Origin of the sequence: Leifsonia aquatica (assembly GCF_014190775.1) — a bacterium.
Taxonomy (GTDB): domain Bacteria; phylum Actinomycetota; class Actinomycetes; order Actinomycetales; family Microbacteriaceae; genus Leifsonia; species Leifsonia aquatica.
In genome coordinates this window covers 1-14,977 of record NZ_JACHVP010000006.1, presented here as the reverse complement: position 1 = coordinate 14,977, position 14,977 = coordinate 1, and the positions used below count along the sequence as shown (strand labels likewise).

At 70.8% G+C, this 14,977-nt stretch carries 15 protein-coding genes; 9 read left to right on the top strand and 6 right to left on the bottom strand.

Going from position 1 to position 14,977, the window contains the following annotated elements:
• Positions 1-2: 2 nt before the first annotated feature.
• Both FHX33_RS19870 and FHX33_RS19865 read right to left on the bottom strand, forming a co-directional pair.
• Positions 3-857 carry a serine/threonine-protein kinase gene (locus FHX33_RS19870; protein ID WP_248616235.1) on the bottom strand — a complete coding sequence of 285 codons (855 nt, stop codon included), beginning with the start codon at positions 855-857 and terminating at the stop codon, positions 3-5.
• A 47-nt stretch (positions 858-904) separates the two neighbouring features.
• The gene (locus FHX33_RS19865) at positions 905-2,149 is read right to left on the bottom strand and encodes a TetR/AcrR family transcriptional regulator (protein WP_021761088.1); all 1,245 of its coding nucleotides are present in this window, start codon (positions 2,147-2,149) and stop codon (positions 905-907) included.
• 141 nt (positions 2,150-2,290) lie between these two features.
• Here FHX33_RS19865 and FHX33_RS19860 point away from each other — a divergent pair, with 141 nt between their 5' ends.
• Both FHX33_RS19860 and FHX33_RS19855 read left to right on the top strand, forming a co-directional pair.
• Positions 2,291-3,601 (top strand): MFS transporter, encoded by a 1,311-nt coding sequence (locus FHX33_RS19860; RefSeq protein WP_021761090.1) that lies wholly within the window; start codon positions 2,291-2,293, stop codon positions 3,599-3,601.
• Between the two features lie 3 nt (positions 3,602-3,604).
• The gene (locus tag FHX33_RS19855) at positions 3,605-5,416 is read left to right on the top strand and encodes a glycoside hydrolase family 3 protein (protein WP_021761092.1); all 1,812 of its coding nucleotides are present in this window, start codon (positions 3,605-3,607) and stop codon (positions 5,414-5,416) included.
• Between the two features lie 51 nt (positions 5,417-5,467).
• Here the strand turns inward: FHX33_RS19855 and FHX33_RS19850 are convergent, their stop codons facing one another.
• Complete coding sequence (locus tag FHX33_RS19850) at positions 5,468-6,148, bottom strand: esterase/lipase family protein (protein ID WP_021761094.1); 681 nt, start codon at positions 6,146-6,148, stop codon at positions 5,468-5,470.
• Between the two features lie 280 nt (positions 6,149-6,428).
• On the opposite strand from FHX33_RS19850, the gene FHX33_RS19845 reads away from it, so the two are divergent.
• From FHX33_RS19845 to FHX33_RS19815, 7 genes are all read left to right on the top strand, one after another.
• Positions 6,429-7,589, top strand: coding sequence for an ABC transporter substrate-binding protein (locus tag FHX33_RS19845; protein ID WP_021761096.1), 1,161 nt, complete (start codon positions 6,429-6,431; stop codon positions 7,587-7,589).
• 24 nt (positions 7,590-7,613) lie between these two features.
• Positions 7,614-9,416: an ABC transporter permease gene (locus tag FHX33_RS19840; RefSeq protein WP_021761098.1), complete on the top strand. Its 1,803-nt coding sequence runs from the start codon at positions 7,614-7,616 to the stop codon at positions 9,414-9,416.
• Positions 9,413-10,270: an ABC transporter ATP-binding protein gene (locus FHX33_RS19835; RefSeq protein WP_021761100.1), complete on the top strand. Its 858-nt coding sequence runs from the start codon at positions 9,413-9,415 to the stop codon at positions 10,268-10,270. Before FHX33_RS19840 ends, FHX33_RS19835 begins: the two co-directional genes overlap by 4 nt.
• Positions 10,267-10,992, top strand: coding sequence for an ABC transporter ATP-binding protein (locus tag FHX33_RS19830; protein ID WP_021761102.1), 726 nt, complete (start codon positions 10,267-10,269; stop codon positions 10,990-10,992). Before FHX33_RS19835 ends, FHX33_RS19830 begins: the two co-directional genes overlap by 4 nt.
• Positions 10,989-12,029, top strand: a complete 1,041-nt coding sequence (locus FHX33_RS19825; protein ID WP_021761104.1) for a putative FMN-dependent luciferase-like monooxygenase — start codon at positions 10,989-10,991, stop codon at positions 12,027-12,029. The genes FHX33_RS19830 and FHX33_RS19825 overlap by 4 nt, the downstream gene beginning before the upstream one ends.
• 61 nt (positions 12,030-12,090) lie before the next feature.
• A complete protein-coding gene (locus FHX33_RS19820; protein WP_021761106.1) occupies positions 12,091-12,678 on the top strand; it encodes a CMD domain protein in 588 nt (195 codons plus the stop codon).
• Positions 12,675-13,280 (top strand): alkylhydroperoxidase domain protein, encoded by a 606-nt coding sequence (locus tag FHX33_RS19815; protein ID WP_021761108.1) that lies wholly within the window; start codon positions 12,675-12,677, stop codon positions 13,278-13,280. Before FHX33_RS19820 ends, FHX33_RS19815 begins: the two co-directional genes overlap by 4 nt.
• Before the next feature lie 8 nt (positions 13,281-13,288).
• Here FHX33_RS19815 and FHX33_RS19810 read toward each other — a convergent pair whose 3' ends face one another.
• The 3 genes from FHX33_RS19810 to FHX33_RS19800 form a co-directional block, all read right to left on the bottom strand.
• Positions 13,289-13,888 carry a DUF1349 domain-containing protein gene (locus tag FHX33_RS19810; protein ID WP_021761110.1) on the bottom strand — a complete coding sequence of 200 codons (600 nt, stop codon included), beginning with the start codon at positions 13,886-13,888 and terminating at the stop codon, positions 13,289-13,291.
• Positions 13,889-13,898: 10 nt separating this feature from the next.
• Positions 13,899-14,531 carry a hypothetical protein gene (locus FHX33_RS19805; RefSeq protein WP_183428901.1) on the bottom strand — a complete coding sequence of 211 codons (633 nt, stop codon included), beginning with the start codon at positions 14,529-14,531 and terminating at the stop codon, positions 13,899-13,901.
• Positions 14,528-14,977 (bottom strand): DUF6286 domain-containing protein (locus FHX33_RS19800; RefSeq protein WP_183428900.1); only part of this gene is annotated, 450 nt, incomplete at its 5' end. The genes FHX33_RS19800 and FHX33_RS19805, both read right to left, overlap by 4 nt.

Below are 14,977 nucleotides of genomic sequence, written 5' to 3'. Positions count from 1 at the left end.
GCCTACTCCGCGTCGTCCTCGCGGTCCGCCCGGAGCGCGCCCCGCGCGGCGATCGTCACGTCGGCGGCCGACGGCCGGTCGGCTGCCCGGGCGGCGGTCATCTGGCGGATCAGCGGCCGCCACCGTTCGGGCACCGCGTCTGTCAGCTCGGGGTCGTGGTCCAGCCGGCCGAGGGCGGATTCGACCGGGTTGCCGGGGAAGGCGATCGTGCCCGAGAAGCATTCCAGCAGCACGAGGCCGAGGGAGTAGATGTCCGAGGCGGGGGTCAGGGGCTCGTTGCGCACCTGCTCGGGGCTGAGGTACGCGGCCGTCCCGTTCGTCGTCCCCTCCGGGTCGCGCGGGATCGAGCCGTGGATGGCGAGGCCGAAGTCGGTGAGGCGCGCTCGCGGCCGGGAGAAGCGGGTGCGGTAGTCGACGATCATGATGTTCGACGGCGTGACGTCGCGATGGATGACGCCGCGCGCGTGGATGTATTCGAGGGTCTCGGCGACCTCGAAGACGAGCTCGCCGATCTGCCTGGTCGTCAGTGCGCGGGTGCCCAGGGCCGCGCGGAGGGTGTCGCCCTCGACGAGCTCGATGACGAGGAACGGCCGCGGGTCCTCGGGGGACGAGTCGTCGACGCCCGCGTCGAGGATCGACACGACGCCGTGGTGGCGCAGCCCGGCCAGCACGCCGACCTCGGTGCGGAAGCGGACGACGTCGTCCTGGCTGCCCGAGGAGAACAGCTTGATGGCGACGTCGCGGCCGAGGTTCTCGTCCACCGCGCGGAAGACCATCGACGAGCCGCCGCGCGCGAGCAGCTGGTGCGGCCGATACCGTCCGAGAAGCAGCGGAACCGAGGTTTCAGGAATACCCACCGGACCATTCTCCGATACGCGAGGCACTCCAGTATTCCGGTAGACAATCAGCCGAGAAGGTGCTTGAGGTGCGCGGCCAGCTGGTCGCCGACGTCCACGCTCTCCGGGTCGTAGAGCCACTGCAGCTGGAGGCCGTCCCAGAGGGCGACGAGCCAGATGGCCTCGGCCTCGGGCGACAGGCCGGGTCGGAGGTGACCGTCGGCTGCCGCGCGGGCGAAGAGGTCACTGAACCGGGCGATGGCGAGCTCGAACCGCCCGCGGAAGTACTCGTGAGCGGGATGCGCCGGAGCGGCCGCCTCTGCGGACAGCACGGCGTAGAGCTCGACGAGGCCCGGCTCCTGCCGCGCGTCCCGGCGGCTGGCGTCGGGCAGCTCGAGCAGGAGGCGCAGCGGGTCGTCGGAGTCGATGCCGTGGCGCTCGTCGAGGGTGGCGTCGCGGTGGGCGATGACGGCGGCGAGCAGCTCCTCCTTGGTCGAGAAATGGTGCAGGAGGGTCGACTTGCCGATGCCGGCCTTCTCGGCGATCTCGCGCAGGCTCGTCGCGTGGAAGCCGCGGCTCGCGAAGAGGGCGGAGGCGTCCTGGATGATCTGCGCCCGGCGAGCGCGGCCCGGTGCGTACCCGAGGGCGTCGGCCCAGGTGGTCTCGGCGGGCCATGGCGGCGCGACCGGAGCGACGGGGGCGTCCATCACCGCGAGGCCCTGCAGCCTCCGCACGTACGCGTCGACCATCCCGGCCACATCCACGCGTGCCGGCAGGTAGAGGGACATGAGCTGCAGGCCGTCCCACGCCGCGGCGAGACGTACGGACTCCCCGGCGATGTCGGTGTCGTGCGGCAGCAGGCGGTCCTCCACGGCGGCCTGGAACTGCTGCATCGTCCGGGTGCGGATCTCGCGGTGGCGCTCGCGGAAGCGCTGATGCGCGGGATGGTCTGCTCGCGTCGCCTCACCCGCGAGGGTCGTGAACAGCGCGGTGTAGCCGGGGATCTCGGCATTGTGCCGGGCGAGGTCGCCGTACATGTCGAGGCCGAGCCCGTGCGCGTCGATCCACTCGCCGTTGCTCCGCTCGAAGCCGTCGACGACGGCGTCGAGGATCTCGTCCTTCGAGGCGAAGTGCTTCAGGACACCGGGATGCGAGAGCCCCGCCCGTGTCGCGATGTCGCGGAGGGAGACGGCTCCGAAGCCCTGCTCCACGAAGAGGGCGGAGGCCGCTTCGAGGATCGCTTCGCGCGTCCGCATCGCCGCGGCCGCGCGCCCGGAGGCGGGACGCTCGTCGGTCGCCAGTCGTCCGCTCATCGATCCCCTCCCCTCCTCGAGCCTGGTCCATTCTGTCACAGCGCAGTTACCAGTCGGACAGGTTTGAGTTACCACACGGTCTAATTGTGTGTACACTCATCCCGAGCCGACGAAGGCTCAGGTCCACCCGAAAGGAACACCATGACAGAGTCGTCCACGGCGTCAGGGGCGTCCACGGCCACCCCGTCCGGCTCCGGCCCCTCCGGCGCCGACTCTCCGAAGAACGGCGCGCCCCGCGGATTCATCCCCGGCCTCGCCTTCGCGAACTTCGGCCTCTACCTCGCCCTGCTCACGCCGGTGCTGGTCTCGCTCGCCTTCAAGGTGCAGCACATCACCGCGTCTCCGGAGGAGGCCACCGCCTCCCTCGGCATGATCACCGGCGTCGGCGCGCTCTTCGCCCTGATCTGCAACCCGCTCGTCGGCCGCCTGTCGGACCGCACGGCCTCCCGATTCGGGATGCGCCGCCCGTGGATGCTCGGCGGCGTGCTCGTCGGCCTCGCCGCGTTCGTGCTGATCGGCGTCGCGACGAGCCCGTGGATCGTCCTGATCGGCTGGTGCATCGTGCAGGCGTCCCTCAACGGCGTGCTGGCCGCCTCCACCGCCACCGTGCCCGACCAGGTGCCCGTCGAGCGCCGGGGCAAGGTCTCCGGCATCGTCGGCATGACGACGCCGGTCGCCATCCTCGGCGGCAGCTTCATCGTCAACTTCCTCGCCGACGACTTCAGCCGCTTCGTCGTGCCCGCGGTGATCGCCGTGATCCTCGTCGTCGTCTTCGTGCTCACCCTGAAGGACCGCGTGCTCGCCGAGAAGCCGGCCGAGCGCTACGGGCTCAAGGAGTTCTTCGGCTCGTTCGTCTTCAACCCGGTCAAGCACAAGGACTTCGGCTGGACCTGGCTGACCAAGTTCCTCATCTTCTTCGGCTACGCCGGGATCGCCACCTTCCTGCCGTTCTACCTGACGGAGAAGTTCCACCTGAGCGAGTCGGCCGCGATCGAGACGATCCTGCTGGCGAACGTGGCCTCCACCCTCGCGATGGCGCTCTCCGGACCGCTCGGCGGCATCCTCTCGGACAAGATCGGCAAGCGCCGCCCGTTCATGACCGCCGCGGGCCTCATCATGGTGGTCGGCCTGGTCGTGCTCGCCTTCGCTCCGAACATCGGCGTCGTCATCGTGGCGCAGGCGATCATCGGCCTGGGCACGGGGTCGTTCCTCTCGGTGGACACCGCGCTCGCCACCCAGGTGCTGCCCAACAAGGCGGACACGGCCAAGGACCTCGGCGTGCTCAACATCGCCAACGCCCTCCCGCAGTCGATCGCCCCCGCGATCGCCCCCTCCGTCATCGCCTTCGGGGCGACGACCGCCCTCGGCGGCTACACGCTCTGGTACCTGCTCGGTGCGCTCGTCTCCCTCGCGGGGGCAGTGCTCGTCTATCGAATCAAGGGAGTCAAGTAACGCATGACCGACACCATCCACGTCACCGGCGCGGCAGACGAACTGCCCGTCGACCCCACGTACCGCGACGCCTCTCTGCCCGTCGAGGAGCGGGTCGAGAACCTCCTGGGCCAGATGACCCTGGAGGAGAAGGCCGGCCTGTTCTTCCAGACCATGATCTCCATGAGCCAGGACGGCGGGCTCGCCCCCGCCGACCCGATGTTCGGCCTGCCGTCGAACGAGGAGTACGTGATCGGCGCGGGCATGACGCACTTCAACGTGCTCGGCTCCGCCCCCACGGCCGAGCTCATGGCGCGGTGGCACAACGCCCTCCAGGAGCTCGCCGCGTCCACCCGCCTCGGCATCCCGGTCACCATCTCCACCGACCCGCGCCACTCGTTCAGCGACAACCCGCTGGCCGGGATGATGGCCGGCCCGTTCTCGAGCTGGCCGGAGTCAATCGGCCTCGCGGCGACCCGCGACGAGGAGCTCGTCGAGCGCTTCGGCGACATCGCGCGCCAGGAGTACACGGCGGTCGGCATCCGGGTCGCGTTGCACCCGCAGATCGACCTCGCCACCGAACCGCGCTGGGGCCGGCAGGTCGCGACCTTCGGCGAGGACCCGGAGCTGACCTCCCGTCTCGGCGCCGCCTACATCCGCGGGTTCCAGGGCGCAGAGCTCGGCCCCGACTCGGTCGCCACGATGACCAAGCACTTCCCGGGCGGCGGCCCGCAGCTGGACGGCGAGGACGCGCACTTCGCCTACGGCCGCGAGCAGGTCTACCCGGGCGGCCAGTTCGAGCTGCACCTCAAGCCGTTCGAGGCCGCATTCGAGGCCGGCACCAGCCAGATCATGCCGTACTACGGCATGCCGGTCGGCACCGAGTACGAGGAGGTCGGCTTCGGCTTCAACAAGTCCGTCATCACCGGCCTGCTGCGCGAGCGTTACGGCTTCGACGGCATCGTCTGCACCGACTGGGGACTCATCTCGGACTCCGAGATCATGGGCCAGCCGTTCCCCGCCCGCGCGTGGGGCGTCGAGCACCTCAGCCCGCGCGAGCGGATGAAGAAGGTCATCGAGGCCGGGGCCGACCAATTCGGCGGCGAGGCCATCCCGGACCTGCTGATCGACCTCGTGCGCTCGGGCGAGATCTCGGAGGAGCGCATCGACGTCTCCGCCCGCCGCCTGCTGCGCGAGAAGTTCGTGCTCGGACTCTTCGACGCGCCGTTCGTCGACGTGGAGAAGGCCGGTCGCGTGGTCGGGTCCGCCGCGTTCCGGGAAGCGGGGGAGGCCGCCCAGCGCGCGTCCATCACCGTGCTGACCAACCGCGCCCCCGCGGACGGCGTGCCGACGCTCCCGCTGCCCGCCGGCTCCCGCCTCTACGTCGAGGGCATCGACCCGGCCGTCGCCGGCGAGTACGGGACGGTCGTGGCGACTCCGGAGGAGGCGGACTACGCGATCGTCCGCACGCACGCGCCGTTCGAGGTGCGGGCGACGACGTTCGAGAACTTCTTCCACCAGGGTTCGCTCGACTTCACTCCGGAGGCTGTGGAGCACCTCCGCGCCATCGCCGCGACCGTCCCGACCATCGTCGACGTGCACCTCGACCGTCCGGCCATCCTCACGCCGTTCGTCGACGCGCCGGCGGCGATCGTGGCGAACTACGGTGCCAACGCGCGCGCTCTGCTCGACGTGCTCACGGGTGCTGCGGCGCCCAGCGGAAAGCTCCCGTTCGACCTGCCGTCGAGCATGGCGGCCGTCGAGGCCAGCCGCGAGGACGTGCCGTTCGATACCAAGGACCCGCTGTTCCGCTTCGGGCACGGCCTGTCGCTCTAGCGACGTACTGCGCGATCGGAGGCCCCGGACACGTGTCCGGGGCCTCTGCGGTCACATCTCGTCGAGGTATTCGTCCAGCACGTCGAACAGCTCGCGGCTGCCGAGGATGCGGAAGTGCCCGCTGATCCCGAGGCGGATATTCGTCGCCCCGTCCAGGTGACTGCCGCCCGGGATGTGCGGGTCGAAGTCCGGGCTCACCGCGACGATGCGCGCGTTCGCCGAGGTGCGCCGGGCGAGCTCGAGCACCTCGGCACCGGACGGCCCGAGCGCGCGCACGGTCGGCAGCGGCACGAAGCGGGCCAGCGTCGAGCCCGCGAACGGCGTCGCGACGGTGATCGCCCGCACCACCTTGTGCCCGACGCCGGGCGTCTCCATCAGGTGCTTGGCGATCAACCCGCCCTTGCTGTGCGCCACGATCGCCACCCGGTCCAGGTCCGCGTGCTCCAGGTAGGCGGCCACGCGCGCCGACCCCTCGGCGATCGTCGAGACGTTCCAGCGCAACGTGTTGACGATGTGCACCGGATGCCCGCGCTCGTGCAGATGCCGCGCCAGCGGGAGCAGGAACCGCCACGTCTCGTACACGCCCGGCAGCAGCACCACCGGGATGCGGCGCCCCGACGAGCGCACCAGCACCCCCGGATCGCTGCGATCGAGACCGGCCCTCAGCTGGTGCCGCACCGCGAACGCGTAGTCGGCCGCGACCACCGCCAACTTCCGCAGTCCGCGCAGCACGTCGCCCCCTCATCGCTCGCTCGGTGCGGACGACGGTACCCGCGAGCACAGGAAAAGTGTTCGATATCGGTCGCCGACCGCGCACTTTTCCTGTGCTCGGCGGCTGGCGGAGCGCGGCGGGGCGCGGGCGGGCGGACGCGAGCACAAAGTGGTTGCTTCGCGCAAACTTTGTGACGTCCATTGCGTGTCGCTACCGACTGTGACGGGGAGGGTCGCGGGGGCCGGCGGGGGAGTCCTAGCCTCAGTCCACCCGACCCCCTCCCGTTCGAAGGACACCCCCATGAAGAAGCTCCTCCGTGGCGCGGCCGTTGTCTCCGTGGCCTCGCTCACCATCGTCGGCCTCGCCGCCTGCGCCGGCGACTCCGCAGCGTCGACGGACAGCTCGTCCGGGAAGAGCACGGTGTACTTCGGCGTCTCGGCCGCGACGACCGGCCAGTACGCGCAGTACGGCGAGCAGTTCAAGGAGGCCTTCGACCTGGCGGTCGAGCAGGTCAACGCGAAGGGCGGCATCGACGGGCACCCGGTCGCGCTCAAGTACGAGGACTCGCAGTCCGACCCGAAGCAGTCGGTGGCGGTCGCGCAGAAGTTCGTGGGCGACGACAGCATCAGCCTGGTCTTCGGCGACTACTCGTCGGCGGCCTCCATCCCCGCGTCGCCGATCTACACGGCGGGCAAGCTGCTGCAGTACGGGTTCAACAACTCCAACCCCGACTTCACGGCCAAGGGCACGCAGTACCAGTGGTCGACCTCCATCACGACGAGCGCGACGTACACGTGGACGGCGGACTACATCAAGAAGCAGGGCATCGACTCGGTCGGCGTGACGTACCTCAACACCGCCGACTGGGGCATCCCCGCGTACGATGCGTTCAAGACCGAGGCGAAGAAGATCGGGCTGAAGATCGTCGATGCCGAGGGCGTGCTCGACACCTCCGACGACTACCGGCCGTCGCTGACGAAGGCAGTGGCTGACAAGCCCGAGGCGTTCGTGCACATCGGCTACGGCCCGGACGCGGCGAAGATCGTCACCCAGCTGCGCGCGATCGGCTACGACAAGACCTTCTACGGCGGCCAGGACGAGGAGTCGTTCGACGGCACGAAGGACGCCGAGGGCGCGATCAACGGGGCCGAGTTCCTCGCCTCCAACCCGGCGACCGAGGTGCAGGACTTCGTGAAGGCGTTCAAGAAGAAGTACCCGCAGGAGACCGAGGTCACCGGCTTCGAGGCCGGCGCCTACGACGCCCTCAACGTGGCCGTCGCGGCCGCGAAGATCGGCGGCACGAGCCGGGAGGGCATCCTCGCGGGCTTCAAGAAGGTCAAGGACGTGCCGAGCGTCGTCTACGGCAAGATCACCTTCGACCAGTCGACCCGCCGTGTCGCGTCGCCGCAGCTGACCCCGAGCATCCTGAAGGACGGAAGCTGGGTCGCGTACAACGGCTAGTCCGTCGACGCCACCGCACACACCATGCTCGACACTCTGATCGCCGGCCTGCTCCGAGGGAACGTCTACGCCCTCGGAGCGGTCGGCATCTCCCTCGTCTTCGGCGTCATGAACGTCGTCAACTTCGCGCAGTTCTCGTTCTTCGGCCTCGGCGCGATGCTGTCCTGGTTCTTCATCGTGAAGATCGGGCTCCCGTTCTGGCTCGCGCTGATCGTGGTGCTCGCGATCTGCGGTGCGCTCGGCCTGCTCATCAACGTGACCGTCGTCCGCCCGCTCGCGAAGTACCTGCCGCTGGCGGCGATGCTCTCCACGTACGCGATCTCGCTGATCCTGGATAACGCCTCGCAGATGGCGTTCAGCGCGCAGTTCCGCGTCTTCCCGGACGTGCTGCCGACCTCCAACCTGCACATCGGCAACATGCGGTTCGGCACCTCGGACGTCGTGATGCTCGGGACGACGGCGGTCATCATGATCGTGATGACGCTGTTCCTCAAGTACGGCAAGGTCGGCCGCGCCATCCGTGCGACGGCGCAGGACCAGGAGGCCGCCCTGCAGATGGGCATCCCCGTCGGCCAGGTGCAGCACGTTTCGTTCGTGATCGCCTCCGCGCTCGGCGGTCTCGCCGGCGTCTTCATCGCCCTCTACGTCGGCGTCGCGAACCCGACATCGGGCCTGGATGTCGGCCTCACCGCGTTCGTCGCGGCCACGCTCGGCGGCCTCGGGTCGCTGGTGGGGGCGGTGATCGGCGGCTTCGTGCTGGGCGTCCTGGAGGCGTTCGGCATCCACTTCTTCGGCGACACGGCGCGCGAGATCATCGTGTTCGTCATCCTGATCGTGGTGCTCATCGTGCGGCCGGGCGGGCTGCTCGGCAAGGTGCCGCTGGTCTCGAGCGAACCGTTGACGGGCACCTTCCTCGGCAAGGGCCGGCCGATCCGCATCCCGCGCTGGGTGTGGCTGGCCGCGTTCGTCGTCGGCGGCATCGTCATCCCGCTGGTCGCGAACGACTACGTGCTGACGACCGGCACCCAGGTCCTGATCTACGCGATCATCGCGGCCGGGTTCACCGTGACCGCCGGACAGGCGGGCGTGCTCGCCCTCGGCCAGGCGGGCCCGATCGCCATCGGCGCGTACGCCTCGGCGCTGCTGTCGCTGTACCTGCACTTCCCGTTCTGGGTCGCGCTGCCGGTCGCGGGGATCGTGGCCGCGGTCGTCGCGTCGATCCTCGCCTCGCCGATCTGGGGCGTGAAGGGCCACTACATCTCGATCGCGACGCTGGGCCTCGGCATCGCCATCGTCGCGGTGATCCAGCTGGTGCTGCCGCAGGGTCTCTACAACATCCCGGTGCCCGAGTGGTTCGGGACGCCGCTGAACACCCCGCAGGCGTACTACCTGATCGACTTCGGCGTGCTCGTGGTGACGCTGCTGGTCATGTGGCGGATCCGCGGATCGCACCTCGGCAAGGTGATCTCGTCGGTCGGCTCCGACGAGGTCGCAGCGCTCGCCTCCGGAGTCCGCGGGCGCAACTACAAGGCGCTCTCGTTCGCCGTCTCGGGCTTCTTCGCCGGGATCGGCGGCTCGCTGCTCGCGCACCAGTACACCTACATCGACCCGACGATCTTCACCATGCTGATGTCGCTGCTCGTGGTGACCATCGTGATCCTCGGCGGGATCAACCTGCCGTACGGCGCGGTGATCGGCGCGATCGTGCTGATCGGGGCGATGGAGCTGCTGCGCTTCACGCCCGAGCTGCGCATCATCGTCTACGGGCTGGTCCTCATCCTCGCGGTGCGGTTCCGGCCGGGAGGGATCCTGGTGAAGAACGCATGAGCGAGCCGCTGCTGGACGTGCGCGACCTCGCGCGCCACTTCGACGGCGTGAAGGCCGTGGACGGCATCTCCTTCTCCGTCGCGCCGGGGGAGGTCGTCTCCATCATCGGGCCGAACGGCTCGGGCAAGACCACGACACTCAACCTGGTCACCGGCACCTTCCGGCCCAACAGCGGGACGATCGCGCTGGAGGGGGAGCGGATCGAGCGCGCCGACAGTGCGCGGATCGCCGAGCACGGCATCGCCCGCACCTTCCAGAACGGGCGCGTCTTCGCGACCCTCTCGGTGGCGGACAACATCGAGGTCGGCCTCCACACGACGCTGCGGGCCAACCGCCCGTTCCGCCGGCTGTCGAACCTGTTCCTGCTGCGCTGGATCCCGCTGCTCGCCGAGCTGTACATCGCGATCGTCGGCACCCCGGCCTCCCGGCGCGAGCAGAAGGAGATCGCCGCGGTCGTCGAGTCCGAGATCGACCGGTTCGAGGCGCGCCTCGGGCCGCGCCGCGACGACCCGGCCTACTCGCTCAGCTACGCCAACCGGCGGCGCACCGAGATCGCCCGCGCGCTGGCGCTCGCGCCCAAGCTGCTCGTGCTCGACGAGCCGACGGCCGGGATGAACCAGTCCGAGACGGCGGAGGTGCTCGAGCAGCTGCTGGAGCTCAAGGCGGCCGGGCAGACCATCCTGCTGGTGGAGCACAAGCTCGACCTCGTGATGACCGTCTCCGACCGCGTGATCGTGATGGACGGCGGCCGCATCATCGCCGAGGGCCGCCCGGACGAGGTGCGCGCGGACCCCGCCGTGGTCGAGGCCTACCTCGGCCGCCGCCGCGGCCTGGGAGGGGTGGACCTCAAGTGACCGAGCTGCTCGCGCTGGACGACGTCAACGTCTACTACGGTCCCTTCCATGCGCTGCGGGGCAACTCGCTGACCGTGGGGGAGGGGGAGATCGTCTCGCTCCTCGGCGGCAACGCCAGCGGCAAGTCGACGACGATGAAGACCATCCTCGGCCTGGTCCGGCCGAAGACCGGCACCGTCCGGTTCGCCGGGGAGGACGTCACGCACGCCCCCACCCGCCGCCGGATCGCCGCCGGCATCGCCTCGGTCCCGGAGGCGCGGCGCGTCTTCCCCGAGATGACCGTCGACGAGAACCTCATCGCGGGCGCGTACACCCGGCGCGACAAGGCCGGCGTGGCCGAGGACCTCGACCGGATGCGCACCCACTTCCCCCGCCTCGCCGAGCGTCGCCGCCAGCAGGCCGGGACGCTGTCGGGCGGGGAGCAGCAGATGCTCGCGTTCGCCCGCGCGCTGATGAGCCGGCCCCGCCTGGTCTGCATGGACGAGCCGACGATGGGCCTGTCGCCGAAGCTCGTCGACCAGGTGCTCGACGAGATCGTGCGGATCAACCGAGAGCTCGGCGTCGCCGTGCTGTTCGTCGAGCAGCAGGCGGAGCTGGCGCTCTCCATCGCCTCCCGCGGCTACGTGCTCGCGACGGGCGCGATCGTGCTCGAGGGCACCGCGCAGGAGCTGCTCGACGACCCTCAGATCCAAGAGGCGTACCTCGGAAAGGCGGGACAGTGACCGGCACGGCCCAGCGACCCCAGCGGCTCGGGTTCTTCACCCGGCTGCTCGACGACGGGAGCGCGCTCGACCGCTACCGCAACGCGATCGACCAGTTCGCACGGGCGGAGGAGGTCGGGCTCGACAGCGTCTGGGTCGCCCAGCACCACTTCCACGAAGGCGAGGGCGGCCTCCCGTCGCCGTTCGTGCTGCTCGCGCAGGCGGCGGCGCGCACCTCCCGCATCCACCTGGGCACGGGAATCGTGACGCTGCCGCTGGAGGAGCCGCTGCGCGTCGCGGAAGACGCCGCCGTGCTGCAGCTGCTCTCGGGCGGACGGGTCGAGCTCGGGATCGGTTCGGGAGGCACGCCCTCCTCGTTCCCGCCGTTCGGGCACGAGTCGGGCGACCGCGCCGCGATCTACGACCGGCACCGCGAGACGCTGGTGGCCGCCCTGCGCGGGGACGAGCTCACGTCGGACGGCGGCGCGCTGTATCCCGCCGCACCTGACCTGCTCGGGGCGATCTGGGAGGCGACCTTCTCGGCCGCGGGCGCCGAGCGCATCGGGCGCCGGGGCAACGGCCTCATGCTCTCCCGCACCCAGCCGCGGAAGAACTGGACCGACCCGACCTCCCCCGAACTGCAGGAGGCCATCGTCGACGCCTACCTGGCCGCGCTGCCCGAGGGCGTCGAGCCGCGCATCCTGGCGTCGCGATCCGCGCTCGTCGTCGACACCGAAGCGGAGGCGGCCGCCTGGGTGCGGCGCGGCATCGACCGCGGGCGCAGCTTCATCGACGCCCAGGGGCTGGAGGTTCCGGCCGGGGTCTCCGACGCCGAGCTGCTGGCCTGGCTCGACGTGCACATCGGGACGCCGGAGCAGGTGCTGGCGACGCTGCGGGCCGACACGATCCTGGCGCGCGCGACCGACGTCGCCTTCCAGCCGCATCCCATCGACCCGCCGCACGCCGCGGTGCTGCGCTCCATCGAGCTCATCGCCGCCGAGGTCGGGCCTGCACTCCTCGACTGGACGCCGGCGCTGCCCGCGCCCGCGCACCGCTGACTCCCGCGAACCGCTGACCCCGCGACCCCCTGACTCCCGCGAACCACCGAAAGGACCGTCCATGCCCACCGACGTCATCGACCAGCTGGTCGGCATCGCCCCCGGCGACGCCCTCGACGCCCTCCGCGACCAGCGGCCGAACGCGCGCGCCAACGCGCAGGCCAGCTACGACGCCCTCTTCCACTCCGACGAGCGGGCGGAGGTCGGCCAGCGCGAGCGGCTCGCCGTCGCCTACTGGACGGTCGCGCTCTCGCAGTCGCCGACCGCCTCCCACTACCGCGACCTGCTCGCGGCGGAGGACGCCGATCTGCTCGCCGCCCTCGAGGTCGCCGTGCCCGGAGCGCTCACCGAGGGACCGTACGGCGACTACCCCGCCGGGCCGCTGACCGTCGAGAACGTCGCCGGACTCGTGTGGACCCCGGACGCGGCGCTGTCCGCAGCGGTCGGCGAGCGTCTCGCCGCCGCCCTCGCCCACACGCACCTGCTCGTCTACCGCCCGCGCGACTCGTCGGCCGACGCGCTGCAGGCACTGCTCGACGCCGGCTGGTCCACGACCGGCATCGTCACGCTGTCCCAGCTCGTCGCGTTCCTCAGCTTCCAGCTCCGCGTCGTCGCGGGGCTCACCGTCCTGAAAGGAGAGCTCGCATGAGCGGCACCGTCATCCGGCACGACTTCGAGGCCCCCAACGCCTTCACCCAGGCCGAGCTCGGCTGGGAGGCGTGGCTGGAGCCGCTGCCCCTCGACGAGCTGACCGAGCGGCACTACGAGGGGCTCGTCGACAAGGGCCGGGCGAACAGTCCGTACTTCCGCCTGCTGGTGCGCGACCCCGACATCCTGGGTGCCCGCACCCGCACCGACAACGACATCTTCTACAACGAGAAGGGCGGCCTCACCCGCGCGCTGCGCGAGCTCTCGGCCGCCAGCGCCTCCCGCACCAACGGCTGCATCTTCTGCGCGTCCGTCCACTCCCGCTTCGCCACGCACAAGTCCAAGCGCCCGGACGACGTGCAGCGGCTGCTCGACGAGGGTCCGGCCGGGCAGCAGGACGACCCGCAGTGGCGCGCCGTCATCGACGCGTCGGTCGCCCTCACCGTGATCCCGGGCGCGTTCGGCCCTGAGCACGTGCGTCAGCTCCGGGAGGCCGGGCTCGACGATCTGGCGATCATCGACGCGATCAACGGCGCGGCCTTCTTCAACTGGGCCAACCGGCTCATGTTGTCGCTCGGGGAGCCGACCCCGCCGGCCGAGTAGCGGGCGGCTCAGTCGCCGTTGCGGAAGTCGCCCGGCACGTCGGTGGAGTACGCGATCGTGTCGAACACGGCGACGCAGGTGTCGCCCATCGGCGCCTGCGCCATGAAGCCGACGTTCACCGGGCCGTCGTAGTCGAGCCGGAAGACGCGCACGAAGTCCCACGTCACGCCGTCGCGCGAGGAGTGGAACGCCCAGCCGGTGCCGGAGCGGACCACGCGCAGGTACACGTGGTCGTCGGTGACGATCGTCGAGTTGCAGTCGTCGGAGAACGTGTTGGTGACGACGGACACGACCATCGGCTGCCCCTGCGGCGAGTTCTCGAAGCAGAGCTTCGCCCAGTGGTCCCGGTCGCCCCAGATGGCGAGCACCCCGGCGTCGAATGTCGTGCGCGGGGACGTCACCCGAACCCGCGCGCTGAGCGCGAAGTCCTCCGTCGGCGTGAAGCCGAGCGAGGTCGCCGCGTGCTGCTGCGGGCCCCCGAAGGCGTCGTTGGTCCAGTCGCTCCCGGCGACGGCCGTGACGACGACTTCACCGTCCGCGGTCTGCTCGGCCTGTCCTGCTCCGTTGCTCCACGTCAGCGGCGGGAGGTTTTCGACGACAACTGTCATGCGAACCAGGCTAGGGGATGGGACGCACCGCCGGCGTGGAGGTGTCGACCCGGACGGGGGTGCGGACGCGGGCCCGGAAGCCTCCCGTCAGCTGCGCGAAGACCGTCGGCTCCGTGCCGAGCGCATCCCCGAGCCGGAGGACCGCGTCGTCGATCGCGTCGACGATCGTGCGAGGAGAGGCGCCGCGACGGCAGTCGACCGTCACCTTGAGCGCGGGCTGCCGACGCACGCGGTACGCGCTGACCGCGACGCCGGCCACGCCGGGCACGCCGCGCAGGCGTTCGACGAGCAGGCTGGCGGGCACCGCGGTGTCGATCTCGATGCCGCCGTCCTCGCCGCGGGCCCGCACGACCGTGGCCGTCGAGCCGCCGCCCTGCCGGAGCACGAAGTCGAGGAGCAGGACGATGACGACCACGGCGACGGCCAGGGCGATCACCGCGGCGAGGCTCACGGTGGTGCCCGTCCACAGCGGCCGGCCGAAGACGTCGTCCGTCGAGGCCAGCGCTGCGGTGCCCCACTCGCGCCAGAGCGCACCGGCTCCGGGAACCACGAGCAGCCAGACGAGGGATGCGGCGGCCGCGAAGGCGAGCAGCCCCACGACGGCGAGCAGTGCGCGGTTGAGCGCGCGATTGGTGGTGTTCACGATCCGACCTTTCCTGCCGCGGAGACGAGCACGGCGACGCGGACCGGCCGTGCCGGCCCTGCCTGGGCGAACTCCTCGGAGACGGCGCCGCGGACCGCATCCCGATCGACGCGCGTGCCGGTGACCGGCACGACGCGGACGGTGGCGGTGCGGCGGCCGAGCGACACGCTCACGGCATCGGCGGAGACGGCGGCGGTCCTGGCCGCGGTGCGGGCGAGGGCCGAGGCCAGCATGGTGTCGTCCGCGACCACGATCGCGTGCTCGGCGTCCAGCGGGCGGCGCGCCCGACGACCGGGCAGCAGCGCGACGGCGAGCAGCAGGACGCCGACGAGCCCGGCCACCACCGCGACGGCGATGAGGGAGGCTGCCGGAGCGTCAGGCGCTCCGGCGACGGAGGTCAGCATCCCGCGCGGCGACAGGAGGAGTGGGTGGACGCCCAGGAGGGA

Excerpts from the sequence above, each read along its gene's own strand:
- FHX33_RS19835 (WP_021761100.1), top strand. The coding sequence starts at position 9,413 with ATGAGCGAGCCGCTGCTGGACGTGCGCGACCTCGCGCGCCACTTCGAC.
- FHX33_RS19815 (WP_021761108.1), top strand. The coding sequence starts at position 12,675 with ATGAGCGGCACCGTCATCCGGCACGACTTCGAGGCCCCCAACGCCTTC.
- FHX33_RS19865 (WP_021761088.1), bottom strand. The coding sequence starts at position 2,149 with ATGAGCGGACGACTGGCGACCGACGAGCGTCCCGCCTCCGGGCGCGCG.
- FHX33_RS19845 (WP_021761096.1), top strand. The coding sequence starts at position 6,429 with ATGAAGAAGCTCCTCCGTGGCGCGGCCGTTGTCTCCGTGGCCTCGCTC.
- FHX33_RS19810 (WP_021761110.1), bottom strand. The coding sequence starts at position 13,888 with ATGACAGTTGTCGTCGAAAACCTCCCGCCGCTGACGTGGAGCAACGGA.
- FHX33_RS19855 (WP_021761092.1), top strand. The coding sequence starts at position 3,605 with ATGACCGACACCATCCACGTCACCGGCGCGGCAGACGAACTGCCCGTC.
- FHX33_RS19820 (WP_021761106.1), top strand. The coding sequence starts at position 12,091 with ATGCCCACCGACGTCATCGACCAGCTGGTCGGCATCGCCCCCGGCGAC.
- FHX33_RS19840 (WP_021761098.1), top strand. The coding sequence starts at position 7,614 with ATGCTCGACACTCTGATCGCCGGCCTGCTCCGAGGGAACGTCTACGCC.
- FHX33_RS19860 (WP_021761090.1), top strand. The coding sequence starts at position 2,291 with ATGACAGAGTCGTCCACGGCGTCAGGGGCGTCCACGGCCACCCCGTCC.